Genomic DNA, 16,000 nt, shown 5'->3' on the forward strand with positions numbered 1-16,000 from the left:
CGCGCTTCCTCCTCAATTAGCTGTTAGTAAACGTTGTAAAACTTCTTCATATACAGGAACTATTTCTCCTAATTCACGGCGATAAACATCTTTATCCAGATGTTCGTTTGTGTTTAAATCCCATAGACGACAGGTGTCTGGAGAAATTTCATCTGCCAGTAACAATTGATTGGCCTTCGTCCGACCAATCTCGATTTTAAAATCGATCAAACAAATATTGAGGCGTTGAAAGAGTTGACTAAGCGCCTGATTAATTTGTAAAGCCAATGCTTTAATCTCCACAATTTCAGCAGGAGTGGCTACTTTTAGAAATTGAATATGGTCTTCGTTAATAAAAGGATCATCCAGACGATCTTCTTTGTAATAAAATTCAATAATGGGCGTCACTAATTTAGTGCCCTCTTCAATCGCTAAACGCTTTGAAAAACTTCCTGCCGCATAATTACGTACGACAACTTCCAAAGGAATCATTTCTACGGCCTGAATTAATTGTTCGTGTTCAGATACTTTTTTGATAAAATGATTGGGAATCTTCTGTTGCTGTAAATGTTCAAAAATTAGACTAGTGATTTGATTATTTAAAGCGCCTTTCCCAAGAACTTTGTCTTTTTTTTGACCGTTTAAAGCTGTTGCTTGATCAAGATATTCCACAAAAAGAACCGCTGCATTTTCTGTTTGATACAACTTCTTCGCTTTTCCTGTATACACAAGTGCTTTCTTTTCCATTCTTTCCCTCTTCTCGTTAGCTTCATGAACGCTATTCTTTCTAAGTCAGCTGATTCACATCAGTTAAAAACTTACATTAGTTACAAAAAAACAACAATCGTTCGTGTTTGTTGAATGTAAAAATAAAAAACTTGCTTGGAGCAAGCATTTATTAAGTTACGTTCCAAATACCAACAGTCTCAATTTCCTTTAACGTTTCTGATAAACAAGGTGTTGTAATGGTGACGTGGCCCATTTTTCTGCCAACTTTTGATTCGGCTTTTCCATAGTAATGGACTTGCCAAGTGGGTTTGGACGTGCATAACTGGTAGCTTTTTTCTAAGTGTTCACCTAAGAGATTCACCATAACCACTGGTTGAAGTAACTGGGGTAACCCAATGCCCCAATTGCTAATCCCTCGAATATGCGCATCAAATTGACTAAATGAGCAAGCTTCAATAGAGTAATGACCTGAGTTATGAGGCCGTGGCGCTAATTCATTGACGTACAACTCTTCTGAATCCGTTAAAAACAGTTCGATAGCTAAAACCCCAGATAAATTTAATTCCTCAGCAATGTGTTGCGCCAATTCCGCTGCTTTTTGTTGCACATTCTCAGAAATTCGAGCTGGCACAATTGATTCATGCAAGATATTCTTTCGATGAATGTTTTCAGATGCAGGAAAGCTTTGGTAACCATGCTTATTCCCTGCAACGATGATTGAAAGTTCTTTAGTGAAAGGCACCCACTTTTCTAATTCACAAGTAGCGTTAGCTAATAATTCAGTCGCTTGGGAGAAATCCTCTTCGCATTTTAAGACGACCTGTCCTTTTCCATCGTATCCACCTTGAATAGTTTTTAAGACACATGGAAAACCAATCTTTTCTATTGCTTGTGGCAGCTCTTTCTGGCTTTTTACTTCCGCAAAAGGGGCAATCTTACAGCCAATCGATTGAAGAAACGTTTTTTCAAGCAATCGATTTTGAGTAATTTTTAACAATTCTGTTCCTTGTGGCAGCTTTTCTAGTGGAATGGCCTTTTCTAGGGAGGCCACTTCAATATTTTCAAATTCATAGGTGATCACATCGCATAACTCTGCTAGTTCAGTTAAAGCAGATGTCTGATCAAAGGCTGCCACAATTTGACGGTCAGCTACTTGACCAGCTGGACTATTGAGCGTTGGGTCCAACACAATCATTTGGAAACCCATTTTTTTACCACTCATAACTAGCATTCGCCCTAACTGTCCCCCACCTACAATGCCAATAGTTGCTCCGACTTTTAAAGGTTTATTCAAGTTGTTCCCCACTTTCCATAACCGCTTTTTCCAATGATTGTCGTCTTGCTTGGATTCTTTCTGCTAACTGTAAATCATCAATACTTAGTATTTCTGCAGCTAATAACCCAGCATTGGTAGCACCTGCTGAGCCAATCGCAGTTGTTGCTACAGGAACTCCCCCTGGCATCTGCACAATAGACAACAGTGAATCAATACCGTTTAATGTTCGTGTTTTAACTGGAACACCAATGACAGGTAAGGTTGTCTTTGCAGCTACCATCCCTGGTAAATGGGCCGCTCCACCAGCGCCAGCGATAATAACCTTCAATCCTTTTGTTCGTGATTCCTCTGCAAAACGAAACATCAAATCAGGGGTCCTATGTGCTGATATCACTCGTTTTTCATAAGTAATTTTCAACTCTTCCAACACAAGACAAGCAGCTTTCATCGTTGCCCAGTCTGAGGTACTTCCCATAATCACAGCGACTAATGGTTTCATGAATGTAATAACTCCTTCCGCCTTTTTTCACTGTTATTCTAACAATGAGAAAAAGAGATGTCAAAGAAAAACCGAAATATTATAGATTAAAATTATATAATGTTCGTGTTTATCAAAAAAAGAGTCATCGGAAAGATGACTCTTTTTTGCTATTTTTAGCGTTACTTCCTCTTTAAGAAGAAACGTCGCCTGTATTAATAACTGGTTGTGTTCCTTTATCAGTAATGATTGAGACTAATAAATTATTAATAAGTTGTACTTTTCGTTCATCGGTAAAATTAATTTCTTGCCCTTCTTCGATCTGTTCTAAGGCCATTTGTGTCATGCTTACCGCACCTTCAACAATTGTTTGTCGAGCCGCTAAGATTGCTTTTGCTTGCTGTCTTTGCAACATGGAGCTAGCAATTTCAGTTGCATAAGCTAAATGATTCAACCGTGTTTCGATAACCTCTACACCAGCCACTGCTAAGCGTTCTTGCAATTCTTTGGTTAACTCCTCGGAAATTTGTTCGGTATTTCCTCGCAGAGTTACATCATTATCTGAAAAAGTGTCATAAGGATATTGTGTTGCTACATGCCGGATTGCCGTTTCACTTTGAATTTCCACAAAGTCTTGATAATAATCGACATTAAATAACGCCTTAGCTGTATCGACTACCCGAAAAACGATGACCGCAGAGATTTCGATTGGATTCCCGTCAGAGTCATTGACTTTTAATAAAGAACTATTGAAATTCCGTACTTTCAAAGAAATGTTCATTTTTTGCGTAAATGGAATGGTAATAAACAACCCATTTTCTTTAATCGTACCTAAGTAGCAACCAAAAAATAAAATCGCTTTCGCCTGGTTGGGACTAACAATAGTTAAGGAACTTAAAAATAAAATAGCGCCAATTAACAAAATAATACCTAAAACAACAAGAAAACCATTGGTATGACTCGCTCCATAAATAAATAAACCAATTCCCGCAATTAAAATAACTAATAAGCTCGCAATTCCTACGTAGCCACTCATATAAAATGTTTTTTTCTCTTCCATCTGTTTCACTCTCCTAACTCATTTATCTGGTCCTTATTATACACCTCATTGCCTTCAATAGAGTAACTTTTAACATTAAATAAACTGATTTTTTTGGTGCTCTTGTAGTATACTGAGAACAAAGAAATCCCAAGAAAAGGAGTGATAGAATGCGCTATTTAAGCAAGGACATTTTAGAGAAAGTCATCACTCAACGTCCCTCCGACTCTTATAAAAGCAATTTTGGGCGTGTCGTATTAATCGGAGGAAACCGTCAATATGGCGGAGCCATCATCATGAGTACCGAAGCGTGTATCAATAGTGGCGCTGGTCTCACCACTGTGATTACTGATGTTAAAAACCACGGGCCTTTACATGCAAGATGCCCAGAAGCGATGGTCGTGGGCTTTGAAGAAACAGTCCTTCTGACGGACGTCGTAGAGCAAGCGGAGGTTATTTTAATTGGTCCAGGTTTAGGCTTAGATGCTACTGCACAACAAATATTAAAGATGGTACTCGCCCAACATCAAAAACAACAATGGTTAATTATCGATGGCTCAGCAATTACCCTGTTTAGCCAAGGCAATTTTTCCCTTACCTATCCTGAAAAAGTTGTTTTCACACCTCATCAAATGGAATGGCAACGTTTGAGTCACTTACCTATCGAGCAACAAACACTGGCAAATAACCAGCGCCAACAAGCAAAATTAGGCAGTACGATTGTTTTAAAAAGTCATCGCACCACAATTTTCCACGCAGGAGAACCTTTTCAAAATACAGGCGGCAACCCTGGGATGGCTACTGGCGGAACTGGGGATACCTTGGCTGGCATCATTGCTGGTTTTTTAGCTCAGTTTAAGCCGACAATTGAAACCATTGCTGGCGCCGTCTACTTACACAGTCTCATTGGAGATGATTTGGCCAAAACCGACTATGTTGTTTTACCAACGAAGATTAGTCAAGCCTTGCCGACATATATGAAAAAATATGCCCAGCCACACACTGCACCTGATTCTGAACTATTAGAACAGAAGCGTTCGAGATAAAACCCGAAAAGGCTAAATGATGACAAATTTTGGGTTAAAAAGCAGGATTTAAGCCTGGGCCGAAAATCAAAAGCGATTTTCAGGCCAGGCTCTCTTTTTATTTTTCCTTATAAACATTTTTTAACGTTAATGGAGCGCCAAAGGTATGAAAATTCAAGCCTTTGACTTTATCATTTTGCAGGACTGTTTGTTCATTTTGGCTAAGTGGAATCATGCCAGCAGTCGTTTCAATCACTTCTTTTTCAGCTGCAATCAGTGTCGCCCATCTTTTTTCTGGCTCTAAGGCATACGTTGTGGCTGCTTCATCTAATAATTTGTCATAGACAGGGTTCTGATAATTGCGATCATTGCTCTTGTATAAAGTCATCAGGGTAGAAATAGGGTCTTGATAGTCTGGTGTCCAATAAATTAAGAATAAATCATAGTCGCTTTCTCGCCCAAAGTTCAATGCAGCTTCAGTCGGCAATGCGGTTAGCTCTATCGTCAAACCAGGAAACAGTTCTTGTAGCGAGCCTTGCAAACTTTCACCAATTTTTTTGTAAGAACCATCATCTGTTACCATCAATTCAACGTTAACCTTTTCTCCTAATTCTGCTTGTGCTTTTTTCCAATAACTTTGCGCTTTTTCTTTGTTATAAACCATTAAATTACCTGCTTCTTGACGAAAATCGAGGCCTGTTGTGGGATTCGCCACAAAACCTTCCGTGATCGCACCATGTAGCGCTTTAGAACCATCTGCAATAATATTATTGACTAGATTTTCTTTATCTATGCCTAAAGCCAACGCTTTACGCAGGTTTTCGTTTGCAAGCGGCGTTGCTTGCCCTTTCCGTTTTTGATTTAAGCGCAAATAGTTCATTGTCGCTGTTGGATACGAATGATACAACGTATTATTTTTATTCTGTTGCGCCAGTTCACCACTTAGTGTAGCCACATCTAATTGTCCATCTTCAAAAAGATTCAATGCGGTAGATGTTTCTTTGATAACCGTATAACTGATAATGTCTGAGCGCACGTTCTGGCGATCCCAATAGCGATTATTTTTTGCTAATTGCCAGTCCATCTTTGTTTGCTGCCAATCTTTTACCACGAAGGGACCATTATAGACGACTTTATCACTAGCAGTTCCATAGTCTGCACCAAATTGTTCGACTACTTTTTGATTTTGCGGGAAAAATGTAGGAAAAGCTAACAAGGACGTAAAGTACGGTTTTGGCTCTTTGAGCGTCACCTTTAATGTATAATCATCCACAGCTGTGACACCAAGTTCATTGGGTGCTAATTTCCCCGCTGAGATTTCTGCACCATTTTGAATTGTTTCAACGATGAGGAAGCTATAAACAAAGCCGTTTTTAGGATCAATCATTTTTTTCCAAGCATATTCAAAATCATGTGCTGTGACAGGATCATTGTTACTCCAAACCGCTTCTTTTCTTAAAGAAATCGTGTAGGTTTTTCCATCTTCTGAAATCATCGGCAATGCTTTTGCTACGCCTGGTACCAATTGGTCTTGTTCATCTAAACTATATAATCCTTCAAACGCTGCTGTTTGGACAATAGCATCTGGAAAATCCAATAATACAGAGGTGTTGAGCGTTGTTAATTCCGAGGGTGACATCAGTTGAACGGCTTCTTTGGTATTTTTCTGTTTCTTTTTATTTTCATTTTTATTGGTACACCCAGCTAAAAATCCTACCAATAAAATACAAACCATTGTGATTTTTAAATACTTTTTCATCTTCTTTCTCCTATAGCTCTTCATTTTTTTATGCTTTTACTTACAGAAAGACAGCTTCCCTTTTATTCTGTCCTTTCCACAAGTATCCAGACCACGACCGCCGGCTCCAACCCATCATTATAATTAATGTGCCCCTCACCAGCTTCAATTAATTGGGCTTGTCCGGCTTTTCCAACTAAGTCTTGACCATCTTCTAAAATCGTATGTGCTTCGCCAGAAATCACATAAGAATATTCATCCTGTTCATGGCGAGCATATCCAGCTAAAGGTCGTTTTTCACCAGGCTGTAATGTAATAATGCCCATTTGAACTTGTGCATTTGGTTGGTTTTCTTTATCAAAAAAAATCGTCATTTCTTCTGATTCTGCTGATTTAATAAGCAATAGCTTTCCCTCCTTTTTTAAATCTTGTATCTTCCATTATTCCTTTAAATAGTATCAAAGTCAATCTTTTTATAGAAAATTCTGAATATTCTACACAAAAAAAGAGAGCATGAATTCTCTCTTTTTTATCTCTTTAAACTTTTACAATCCAGCCTTCTGGCGCTTCTTTGTCACCAAACTGTATGCCAACCAGTTCATCATACAGTTGCTTAGTCACTGGTCCAACTTCCGTTTCACTATAAAATACATGGAAATCTGTGCCATTTTGAATCCCACCGATAGGAGAAATAATCGCCGCTGTGCCACAAGCACCTGCTTCAGAGAAGTCCGCTAATCGATCAATGTAAACGTCTCCTTCAAGCGCAGTCATCCCTAAACGTTCTTTTGCTAGCGTCAATAATGAATATTTAGTAATACTTGGTAAAATAGACGCTGATTTCGGCGTAATAAAAGTACCATCTTTGGTTATACCAAAGAAATTAGCTGCACCAACTTCTTCAATTTTCGTATGCGTATACGGATCTAAATAAATGCAATCACTAAATTCTTTCTCATGTGCTTCTGCACCTGGTAAAAGACTAGCTGCATAATTGCCCCCCACTTTAGCGGCCCCAGTTCCTCGACCCGCTGCTCGATCATATTCAGAAACGATAAAGTTGGTTGGTGCTAAACCATTTTTAAAATACGAACCAACCGGCACGCAAAAAATAGAAAAAATGTATTCTTTGGCAGGCGCTACGCCAATATTATCGCCGACACCAATCATATAAGGGCGAAGATACAACGTGCCACCCGTTCCATATGGCGGTAAATAAGCAAGGTTGGCTTTCACCACTTCTTGGCATGCAGAAACGAAGGTTTCTACTGGCACTTGTGGCATCAGTAGACGCGCACAACTTTTTTGTAACCGTTTGGCATTTTCATCTGGACGAAACAAATTGACAGAACCATCTGCACATTGATACGCTTTTAATCCTTCAAAACATTGTTGGCCATAATGTAAAGCAGGCGAACCTTCACTAATCGTTAACTGATTGTTATCTGTTAGCGAGCCTTCTTCCCACTTGCCATCTCGCCAATAACTAATATAACGAAAAGGCGTTTTAATGTAAGAAAATCCTAAATTATTCCAATCAAGATTGGCTTTTTCCATTGTCGTAGCACCTCAATTATTTTGATTTTTTATCTTAATTAGTGTAATTGTACCCACCAAAAACTAGAAAAGCAAGCCTTATTCTCATTCTTAACTTTTGTTATTTTTTCTTACTTGTCCATTTCTCCCTCGCCAAAAAACCTTGATAGCCGTTTCTTCAATTACAACGGAATATCAAGGTTTCGAAAAATTATTCAGTATACTCTTTGGTTTCTTGTAACGTCCCATCTTGCTTATAGATTTTCAGCTTTGTTTGCTTATTCCGAGCAATTTCTTGAGCTCGTTCAACCGCCTCTTGTTTGTGGGTAAATGTATTACTTGCTTTTTCAGCGCTGTCTGAAATCACCAACCATTGGTCGTCTTTATATTTAACGTTGACAGCCGCCGTTAATAATTTTCCAGCATGTTTATCCTGTTTATGCGAATCTTGTTTCGTAGGATTTGCTTCATGTTCGAAGGCCTTTTTGTCTGCTGCACTTGCCTCTTGATACCATTTCTCCGCTTGACTAATCGCAATTGGAATGGCACGATCATCAGGGTAGCCATCCGCAAGCAACGCATTGCCAATATCTATCGCTTTTTTCCGAATCAAAGGTGCTAAATTTTTCATTGATGTAGGATAATCATTCATATTCCAAGGCATCAAAATCTCCTCCTTAAATTCTGTCTATTACTAGCTTACTACAGAAAAGGAACATTTGAAAAAGAAATGATTACTTTGAATATTTCCTGAACACTCTTGAGAGAATAAGCCTAATTTCCCGTTGGCTAAACTTCTCAATCTTTGAGTGTATGATTACTCATTTCCCTTTGAATCAGTTATGATAAAGGAAGAAATAAATAAATTTTTTGGAGGGATTTTCATGAAAATGTCTAAAGTACTCACCACTGTTTTGACGGCAACTGCTACTCTTGTGCTGCTTAGTGCTTGTTCATCTGATAAAAAAACAGATAGTAGTTCTAGTAGCAAAGAAACAACTAATTCAAGTACAGAAGTAGTCTCTGGTGCTTCAATTAGTGCCAAGCCTGAAGAACTCGAAATGGCGTTAAGTGATAAAGGAAATTGGATTGTCGCAGCTACTGACAATGTCACTTTTGATAAAGAGGTAACAGTTGCTGGTACTTTCCATGATAAGGGGAAAGATTCCAACGATGTCTATCGCAAATTAGCGCTTTATTCTCAAGATGATAATAAAAAAGTAACTGCTGAATATGAAATCACGGTTCCTAAACTAATCGTTTCTTCTGAAAATTTCAACATCGTTCACGGGACTGTCAAAGGTGATATTGAGGTGAAAGCAAATGGCTTTACTTTAAATGGTACCAAAGTTAATGGCAATATTACTTTTGATAAACAAGAATACAAAGATTCTGCTGACTTAGAAAAAGATGGTGCCACTGTTACTGGTGAAGTCACCGTAGCCAATAATTAAGTTATTACCAGACAATTTTAACTAGTAAAAAACCAATGACAAATGTTCAATCAAATTTGTCATTGGTTTTAGTTTGTAAACACAGTGCTAGCATTGGTAGATAATTACAAAATGAACTCACTCTTTGCCATAAGCCTAAATAATTAAATGGTTTTACCTGTTGTAGTTGTGGAATCCTTGCTAAGCCATATAAGCCGGCTGCAAGCATACATAAAATAAACAAAAAGCCAAAAAGTTTTTTATTTTTTTGCGAACCGTATTTACTATAGATAATGGTTAAGACGCCTGATAACAACAAAAAGCCTGTATAACCGACTGCTGATCCTCCGTTATGAAGCGCGGCAGCAACTGTGCCAGCGCTTGAAGTGTCTACGCTGAAGAGCCCACTGAAAATACAATCAAATAAACCATAAGCGCCAATCATTGCCACTACTAACCAAGCACCTTTTTTCGTTTTTCTGGAAAAAATAGCATATATCCTAGGTAAACTTGCTAACATCAACATTCCCGCAATGATAGTTAACCGATTAAAGTTTTCCCTAACTGGACTATTCACCTCACCTAATAAGCTAATTACTTCTGTCAATTGATTGTAACCTTGATCTTTGAATCCGACATAATAAGGTGTAAAAAAATCAAGTAAGACCCCTAAAACTAAAAAAAAGCCGCCATATTTTTTTAAAAACTGCATCTATTCACCTCAATTTTGATTTTCTATTTACTTCAAGTATAGCATATCAAAAATTCCAAATAATGAAACTTTCTTTTCCACTAAAAAACTTTTCGTCAACGCGAGACGAAAAGTTTTACTTTAGGATTCAATAGAATCTACAATCTTATCATTTTCTTTTGATTCATTTAGCCACTCCGAGACAATAATTTTAATGATTGCAGCAACAGGAACTGCTAAAAACATCCCTAAGACGCCGAAGTACGCTCCCCCAATCGTGATTGAAACAATAATTAAAATCGGATTGACATTTAGGGCATCTCCCATAATTCGAGGACCAATAATATTACCGTCAATTTGTTGTAAAATTAATAAAACTAGTAACACCGTAATTGCTTGAGTAATACCACCTGTGAAAAGCGTAATCACACCAGCAACAATTGACGCAAAAATCGAACCAAAATAAGGAATCATATTACAAATACCTAATAAAATCCCCAAAGTCACAGCAAATTTCACATTCAAAATACTTAACAAAATCGTTGATGAAACGCCAATTATACAAGCATCAAGAAATTGGCAACTGATAAATTTATAGAAAATTTTATTCGTTGTATTTAACCAGGTTTGTGTTTGCTTGTACACTTTTTCAGACAGCAATTTGTGGGCAGCCTTTTCAACAAATGTCAAAATAGATTGCTTAAATACCAGCGCATATATTGAGATAATCAACGTCAAAAATGCATTTAAAAAGAATGATGAAACATTTTTAGTCAACGTTCCTAATGAAAACAACGCTTGTGTCCATTGATTTAAAAAACGTTCTGGCGACAAATCTTTAAGGACACTATTTAAATATTTTTCAATCGCGGCTGTTTTTAAAATCCCTTTATCTTCTAAACTCATTACAAACTGAACCATGTGATCATAAAAAGTGGGTAAAGAGTTTGCTAAATCTACTAAATTACTAATGAGTAGCGGAACGATATAGTTTAATGTCAAAACAAAAATAAACAAAATAATCAGGTACAAAAGGAGTACGCTCAAGCCGTGTTTCGCTTTTTTAACGACTGGTAAAGGAACTCTTTCTAGTAATCCCTCGATTTTTTTCTGACTTCCACTCAATAAATAAGCAATCACAAACCCAGTAATGAATGGGGATAAGATGCCTAATAAACCCGAAACACTATGGACAAAGTGCTGATAATTCGTGATTAATAAATAGCCAACAATCAGCGCCATTACAAATAAAAAGCGGACAACCCAGTAATTCCAATCAACATTGTATTTCTTCAATCACTTCACCTCTAAATAAATTATGCCTATCATTGTAATTGTAAACGATTTGTGGCAAAAGGCAAGTTTGTCCATTCGTTCTTGATGAAATACACAAAGAAGCCTGACACTTTAAAAAATGTGTCGGTTTATTCTGCAGTATAAAAATGAGGCACTAGACCTTGCTTCTTTTCATAAAAGAAGCAACTTGGGCTACAAGTACGTTTAACTTGTAGCCCAAGTTGCTTAGATAGACTAAATTTATTTTTTCGATTCAACTGTGACCGTAAAGTTATCCATAATGAAATCTTTATCGGCACCTGTTGTAAAAATACCAAACGTAGTGTTTCCTGAAGCATCCCCAATTATTTCTGCTTCATAATGCTTGGTTTGACCATCTGCTGCTGTCGAAGTCAACTCACCGACTGGCTTAAAGTCATTGTTATTTTTCAACTCCCCATTAATGGTCCCAGCAGTAAAGACATTTTCACCATCAGTTTGATAATCAAATTGGACCGTATATTTCTTGTTCGGTTCAAATTTAATATTTTGCGGAATTGTTTGAAGCATCAAACCTGCTCCTTGTTTATGGGCTTTCAAGGACCAGTTGCCTTCTAATACATCTGAAACAAGGTTTCCATTCCAACCATATTGTGTGTAAAGTTCATTTCTTTCTGATAAATGAATCCGTGGATCTTCTACACCACCAGCTGAGCCTTTAACAAACGGATATAACCCAACTGCTTGTGTGTCTTCAAAATCTTGCTTAATAACTGTTTGTTTGTCTGGGTTCATGATATCCGTTTGACGCTCAACAATTCGTAAATCATCAAATTTTGTAACGGAATTGCCTTTATCAACCGCTAACGTCACCGAGCCTTTTTTGGCATTATCTGGGATTTCAAAATCAATTCGCATATTTTGCATATACTGCGGATTTTTCCTGCTTGTATGGTTAATATCTGCCTGAATATAGTTTTGGGCAACCGAATTATTCACTGTCCGCGTATATTTTTTACCACCAATTTTAACAGTTACTGTGGCTTTACGATCATGTGTTTCTGTGTTTAGATACAAACTATATTTTCCTGGTTTAGGAAGATTGATGTCTTGTTTGATTTCGGTTCTTTCTTTTTCTGAACTAAAGACATAATCACCGTTGGCATCTTTTTTAACCTCTCCATCACCTCGGAAAACTTTCCAGTTATTTTTCAAGGTATTGGCTTCATTAAATCCAGGATCTTTAAATGGTGTTCCTGTTCCAAATGTCATCGGTTCAATACTGTCAGGTTCAGCAATGACATACGGTGTATTAGCCTCGGCTTGGATGGTCACTTGGTTATTTGTAGTGGCAATTGCGCCTTTGTCAATACGCCCTTGATCTGTTAATTCATATAAATGTAAATTCGTTTTTCCTTGCATTTTCTTATCCAATGACCAAGTGCTGGTACCGCCTTTTGGATTCCAGTGATATAGTTTGTCTTGACCATTGACATTCCAAGGCAGTAGATACGCATCACCTTTTAGAACTTCTGTCTCATTTAACGTAATGCTTCTTGGCGAATTAGCATCTGCTTGAGTAACGGTCACTTTTTCAGCACCGTTCGCTAATTTAATCGTGCCATAGATTTGACCATCTTCTGCTGTTGTAGTTTCCCAATTCGTAATTTGGTAATGTTGTAAGAACTTAGTTGGGACATTAATGGCAAAAGTTTTTTGGCGATAGGTATTAAAATTGGTTTTACCCACCCAACCTTCATGGGCTTCAAATTCAGCTCCACCTAACAAAGGGTTGTCGGAAATAATCCAAGTGTCTTTTTGGTGATTCCGAATAAAACGAACGATTGTACTGTTAAAGCCTTTCGTTGTTGTACCGCCGTAATCTTTTTCTGCAGACCAATGGTTCCAAACCGAGTCATACTCTAAAGCATTCGGAAATTCATTGGTTGTAAACCAACCGAGTGAATTAATTTCTTTACTTAGTTGACGACTTGCCCAACCTGATTCGCCTTGGTTGCCCCAAACATCAACATAAATATAATCTAGATTCGGTGCTTTTTGTTTTAATTCTTTAAAGCGCTCATAGCGACGACCACTCAATGCATCGGGTCTTTGTTTAATAAAATAAGACGGATCTAACCAATCCCAGCCACGCTTCGTTGGATCAACTAATTCCTCATTAAATCCTTTTGCTTCTGGGTAAGACTCGGTGTCATTAATATGCACACCGAAAACGGCATTTAATTTATGGCCTTCATCAATTAATTGATTCAACGCTTGTTCCCCGCCAGGTCGCTGACCAATAGCACCGTAATCTGGATGCGCAGAATCATGTCCTTCATTTTGATACCCTTTTAGTAAATTCATTTGTCCTAATCCATCTGTTAAATTGTAAATGCGTTTTGATTCGTCTAACGTCACTAAGAATGGGTTTGTCGCCTGACTAGCAAAGTTAAAAGGAATCCGTTGGTTGACTAATTCAGGGACTTTTTCCGCGCCCATTGGGTTATTCATAATTGAACGGAACCCAATTGCCGCATCTTGCCAATCCACCCGATTGTCGTCATTGCTATCTTTTGAGAATTTAACTTTCACTTCTGGCGTTTCCCCAGTTGTGTAATCTTCCGGTGCATCAAATGGTCGATAGGTCCATGCCCCACTTGACAAGGTTGTTACAAAACCAGTCGCCGCTTCTTTTGTTTGTTTATGGATTCGATTATTGTCACTACCATCGACAGAGCCGTCTCCATAGGCGTTCGTCCAAAAACTTGCAGCATAATTCGCCGTATTTAAGAAACCATACATATATTTTTTCGTTTCTTCTTGGCTTGTTGTAGTTAAATCTTGGATAGTATCACCATTTTTATTTCCGTTATTTGCATTTGTCCCAGTATTCATCACAACGCCAGCAAAAGTCGCCCCTTCATCTGTACTATTGACAGAAATCAAGCCTTGATTTGGAATTGAAATTGTGTGTATTTTGGTTCCTTCTTCACGAATATCTGAGAGTTTCATAGCTAATTCTTGGCCTTCGGAAACAGTCAATGTCGTTGTGAAACGCAGACCAATTTCTGGGACAGCTACGTTATAAACGGCTTGATTTGCTTCACTCTTTTGTTTTTCAGCAGTTGCTTTATATGCTTTGCCATCAATCATTACTTGGTCAATTTTCTCGTGTTGGCCATTAAAAATCACTTGATTACTCTGAGGGTCTTCGTAACGAATAATTCGTGGAAATTGTGGGTCAACCACGGCTGTTAAATCTGCAGAAGAGATTTTGTCGCCTTTTTCAGCTTCATTGTCTTTAGCAACAACAATGCTGGCTTTTGCTTTGATGTTTGTATTTTCCAAAGTACCGTCGACTTCAAAAGTTCCTGGTTCTTTGTATGCATCAGGATCGATTTCATCCCAACGGACTGCTTCATTGGCTTCTTTACCAGTATTATAGGTCACTTTTACTTGTTTCGGTAATTTTGGTGCGACACCAATTTTTGTAAAAACTTTGACTGGCGCAATTTGTGTCACTTCTGGCACAATTTCCGGAATGCTATCTACGGGGCCATTTTTAAAATAGTCATAATTGACAATTTTTTTGTCGTACCACAAACGGACACCCACATGTCCGGCTTCTGTTGGAATTTTGTCTCCATTGGCTAAAACAGGTTCTCCTTCGTAAATCAACGTGGTGTTAAGCCAGATAGTAATTTTTTCACCAACATAACGTACTTTCAACAAATAATTCGTATCTTCATTTAACGTTGGCCCAGAAATCGAATCATTCCACGAATTAGGGCTTTCAACTAACCATTTGCCATTCGCGTTATAGCCTACAAAAACCCAGCTATCTTTGGTATTACCACGAATAATCACACCCGTTCGACCGCTTCCAGCAGTGTATTTAAACTTTGTTTCTACTTCACCATCAGCTAATTTAGGGGAATCTAAATTTAAAGATACGGCATTATTACCTGCTGCTGCATCTCGTGAAATCGCCAATGACTCTCCTGCTAATTCTCGATTTGTTTTACCAATCACATCTTGCCACTCACCAATTTTCCCTCCTGGAAAATCAGATTGCCACAATTTTTCTTCTGTTGCGGTAGGTTCCACCATTGATGAGCTTGTTTCAGTGCTGCTGTTTGTTGTTTCTTCTGCAGACGTACTTAATGGTACTAAAATCGTTGCGCTTGCCAATAGTGTCAATGTACTAAATCGTTTTATTTTTCCATGTTTCATCTGATAAATCAGCCCCCTAACATTTTTGAACACGCTTTCATTATTAACAATTAAAGGGGCGTTCCAAAAATAAATTCTTTTATTTTTGGAACGTCCATCTCTAAATCATTCTCTTAAAAACTTTGATTACTTACGACAACAAGTCAGAATTATTCATCCTCGTCATCTACTGCAACATTTAGCAGCAATTCGTTGACTTTCACAATACTTTCTGCTGATTCCTTAACATAGTCACCTTCGATCGCTAATAAACTTGCATTTACATAGCTGATAACCATCGGTAAATTCATTCCAGTATATAAGTCAAACGAAGCACCTTGCATAATTTTTTTAGATAATATATTACACGGTGTCCCCCCTAATAGATCAGCAAAGACAACAAAATCTTCTAACAATTCCGTAATCGCTTCAAATTTTTCTAAAAAGTCAGCTTCACCTTCTTCTGGTAATAAAGCAACAGTGGAAATTGTTTCTTGCGGTCCCATAATCATCTCCGCACTTTTTTTCAATTCCTCGCAAAAACGGCCATGACTTACTAAAACTAAATGTTCACTCATCGATTTTC

Annotated in this window: 14 protein-coding genes; 2 read left to right on the forward strand and 12 right to left on the reverse strand. The window is 37.8% G+C overall.

What is annotated here, in order from left to right; genetic code table 11:
- Positions 1–12: 12 nt before the first annotated feature.
- The 4 genes from purC to IGL07_RS08095 all read right to left on the reverse strand — a co-directional run bounded on the left by purC (position 13) and on the right by IGL07_RS08095 (position 3,522).
- Positions 13–726: a phosphoribosylaminoimidazolesuccinocarboxamide synthase gene (gene purC, locus IGL07_RS08080; protein WP_002357270.1), complete on the reverse strand. Its 714-nt coding sequence runs from the start codon at positions 724–726 to the stop codon at positions 13–15.
- Between the two features lie 151 nt (positions 727–877).
- Positions 878–2,002, reverse strand: coding sequence for a 5-(carboxyamino)imidazole ribonucleotide synthase (gene purK / locus IGL07_RS08085; protein ID WP_010817367.1), 1,125 nt, complete (start codon positions 2,000–2,002; stop codon positions 878–880).
- Positions 1,995–2,483 carry a 5-(carboxyamino)imidazole ribonucleotide mutase gene (gene purE / locus IGL07_RS08090; protein WP_002377220.1) on the reverse strand — a complete coding sequence of 163 codons (489 nt, stop codon included), beginning with the start codon at positions 2,481–2,483 and terminating at the stop codon, positions 1,995–1,997. Before purE ends, purK begins: the two co-directional genes overlap by 8 nt.
- 172 nt (positions 2,484–2,655) lie before the next feature.
- Positions 2,656–3,522 carry an SPFH domain-containing protein gene (locus IGL07_RS08095; protein WP_010817368.1) on the reverse strand — a complete coding sequence of 289 codons (867 nt, stop codon included), beginning with the start codon at positions 3,520–3,522 and terminating at the stop codon, positions 2,656–2,658.
- A gap of 149 nt (positions 3,523–3,671) precedes the next feature.
- On the opposite strand from IGL07_RS08095, the gene IGL07_RS08100 reads away from it, so the two are divergent.
- Positions 3,672–4,547 (forward strand): NAD(P)H-hydrate dehydratase, encoded by an 876-nt coding sequence (locus tag IGL07_RS08100; protein WP_010817369.1) that lies wholly within the window; start codon positions 3,672–3,674, stop codon positions 4,545–4,547.
- 97 nt (positions 4,548–4,644) lie between these two features.
- On the opposite strand, the gene IGL07_RS08105 is transcribed toward IGL07_RS08100, so the two are convergent.
- The 4 genes from IGL07_RS08105 to IGL07_RS08120 form a co-directional block, all read right to left on the reverse strand.
- Entirely contained in the window at positions 4,645–6,285 is a 1,641-nt protein-coding gene (locus tag IGL07_RS08105) for a peptide ABC transporter substrate-binding protein (protein ID WP_010817370.1), read from the reverse strand.
- 62 nt (positions 6,286–6,347) lie between these two features.
- Positions 6,348–6,668, reverse strand: a complete 321-nt coding sequence (locus IGL07_RS08110; RefSeq protein ID WP_010817371.1) for a cupin domain-containing protein — start codon at positions 6,666–6,668, stop codon at positions 6,348–6,350.
- A 133-nt stretch (positions 6,669–6,801) separates the two neighbouring features.
- Complete coding sequence (locus IGL07_RS08115; RefSeq protein ID WP_010712540.1) at positions 6,802–7,821, reverse strand: branched-chain amino acid aminotransferase; 1,020 nt, start codon at positions 7,819–7,821, stop codon at positions 6,802–6,804.
- Between the two features lie 190 nt (positions 7,822–8,011).
- Positions 8,012–8,464, reverse strand: a complete 453-nt coding sequence (locus IGL07_RS08120; RefSeq protein ID WP_002374668.1) for a DUF2188 domain-containing protein — start codon at positions 8,462–8,464, stop codon at positions 8,012–8,014.
- A gap of 178 nt (positions 8,465–8,642) precedes the next feature.
- On the opposite strand from IGL07_RS08120, the gene IGL07_RS08125 reads away from it, so the two are divergent.
- Complete coding sequence (locus tag IGL07_RS08125) at positions 8,643–9,254, forward strand: hypothetical protein (RefSeq protein ID WP_025189543.1); 612 nt, start codon at positions 8,643–8,645, stop codon at positions 9,252–9,254.
- A 46-nt stretch (positions 9,255–9,300) separates the two neighbouring features.
- On the opposite strand, the gene IGL07_RS08130 is transcribed toward IGL07_RS08125, so the two are convergent.
- The 4 genes from IGL07_RS08130 to IGL07_RS08145 form a co-directional block, all read right to left on the reverse strand.
- Positions 9,301–9,945: a DUF998 domain-containing protein gene (locus IGL07_RS08130; RefSeq protein ID WP_010817373.1), complete on the reverse strand. Its 645-nt coding sequence runs from the start codon at positions 9,943–9,945 to the stop codon at positions 9,301–9,303.
- A 120-nt stretch (positions 9,946–10,065) separates the two neighbouring features.
- Positions 10,066–11,220, reverse strand: coding sequence for an AI-2E family transporter (locus IGL07_RS08135; protein WP_010817374.1), 1,155 nt, complete (start codon positions 11,218–11,220; stop codon positions 10,066–10,068).
- A gap of 240 nt (positions 11,221–11,460) precedes the next feature.
- Positions 11,461–15,435 carry an endo-alpha-N-acetylgalactosaminidase family protein gene (locus IGL07_RS08140; RefSeq protein WP_010817375.1) on the reverse strand — a complete coding sequence of 1,325 codons (3,975 nt, stop codon included), beginning with the start codon at positions 15,433–15,435 and terminating at the stop codon, positions 11,461–11,463.
- Between the two features lie 149 nt (positions 15,436–15,584).
- On the reverse strand, positions 15,585–15,992 hold the full coding sequence (locus IGL07_RS08145; protein WP_010817376.1) for a PTS sugar transporter subunit IIA: 408 nt from the start codon (positions 15,990–15,992) through the stop codon (positions 15,585–15,587).
- Positions 15,993–16,000: the final 8 nt, after the last annotated feature.

Source organism: Enterococcus sp. DIV1368f (genome assembly GCF_051712245.1).
GTDB lineage: Bacteria > Bacillota > Bacilli > Lactobacillales > Enterococcaceae > Enterococcus > Enterococcus faecalis.

Bases quoted from the DNA above. Each gene is read 5' to 3' on its own strand.
- IGL07_RS08130 (WP_010817373.1), bottom strand. From the start codon at position 9,945: ATGCAGTTTTTAAAAAAATATGGCGGCTTTTTTTTAGTTTTAGGGGTC.
- IGL07_RS08145 (WP_010817376.1), bottom strand. From the start codon at position 15,992: ATGAGTGAACATTTAGTTTTAGTAAGTCATGGCCGTTTTTGCGAGGAA.
- IGL07_RS08100 (WP_010817369.1), top strand. From the start codon at position 3,672: ATGCGCTATTTAAGCAAGGACATTTTAGAGAAAGTCATCACTCAACGT.
- IGL07_RS08120 (WP_002374668.1), bottom strand. From the start codon at position 8,464: ATGCCTTGGAATATGAATGATTATCCTACATCAATGAAAAATTTAGCA.
- IGL07_RS08125 (WP_025189543.1), top strand. From the start codon at position 8,643: ATGATAAAGGAAGAAATAAATAAATTTTTTGGAGGGATTTTCATGAAA.
- IGL07_RS08140 (WP_010817375.1), bottom strand. From the start codon at position 15,435: ATGAAACATGGAAAAATAAAACGATTTAGTACATTGACACTATTGGCA.
- IGL07_RS08115 (WP_010712540.1), bottom strand. From the start codon at position 7,821: ATGGAAAAAGCCAATCTTGATTGGAATAATTTAGGATTTTCTTACATT.
- purE (WP_002377220.1), bottom strand. From the start codon at position 2,483: ATGAAACCATTAGTCGCTGTGATTATGGGAAGTACCTCAGACTGGGCA.
- IGL07_RS08095 (WP_010817368.1), bottom strand. From the start codon at position 3,522: ATGGAAGAGAAAAAAACATTTTATATGAGTGGCTACGTAGGAATTGCG.
- IGL07_RS08105 (WP_010817370.1), bottom strand. From the start codon at position 6,285: ATGAAAAAGTATTTAAAAATCACAATGGTTTGTATTTTATTGGTAGGA.
- purC (WP_002357270.1), bottom strand. From the start codon at position 726: ATGGAAAAGAAAGCACTTGTGTATACAGGAAAAGCGAAGAAGTTGTAT.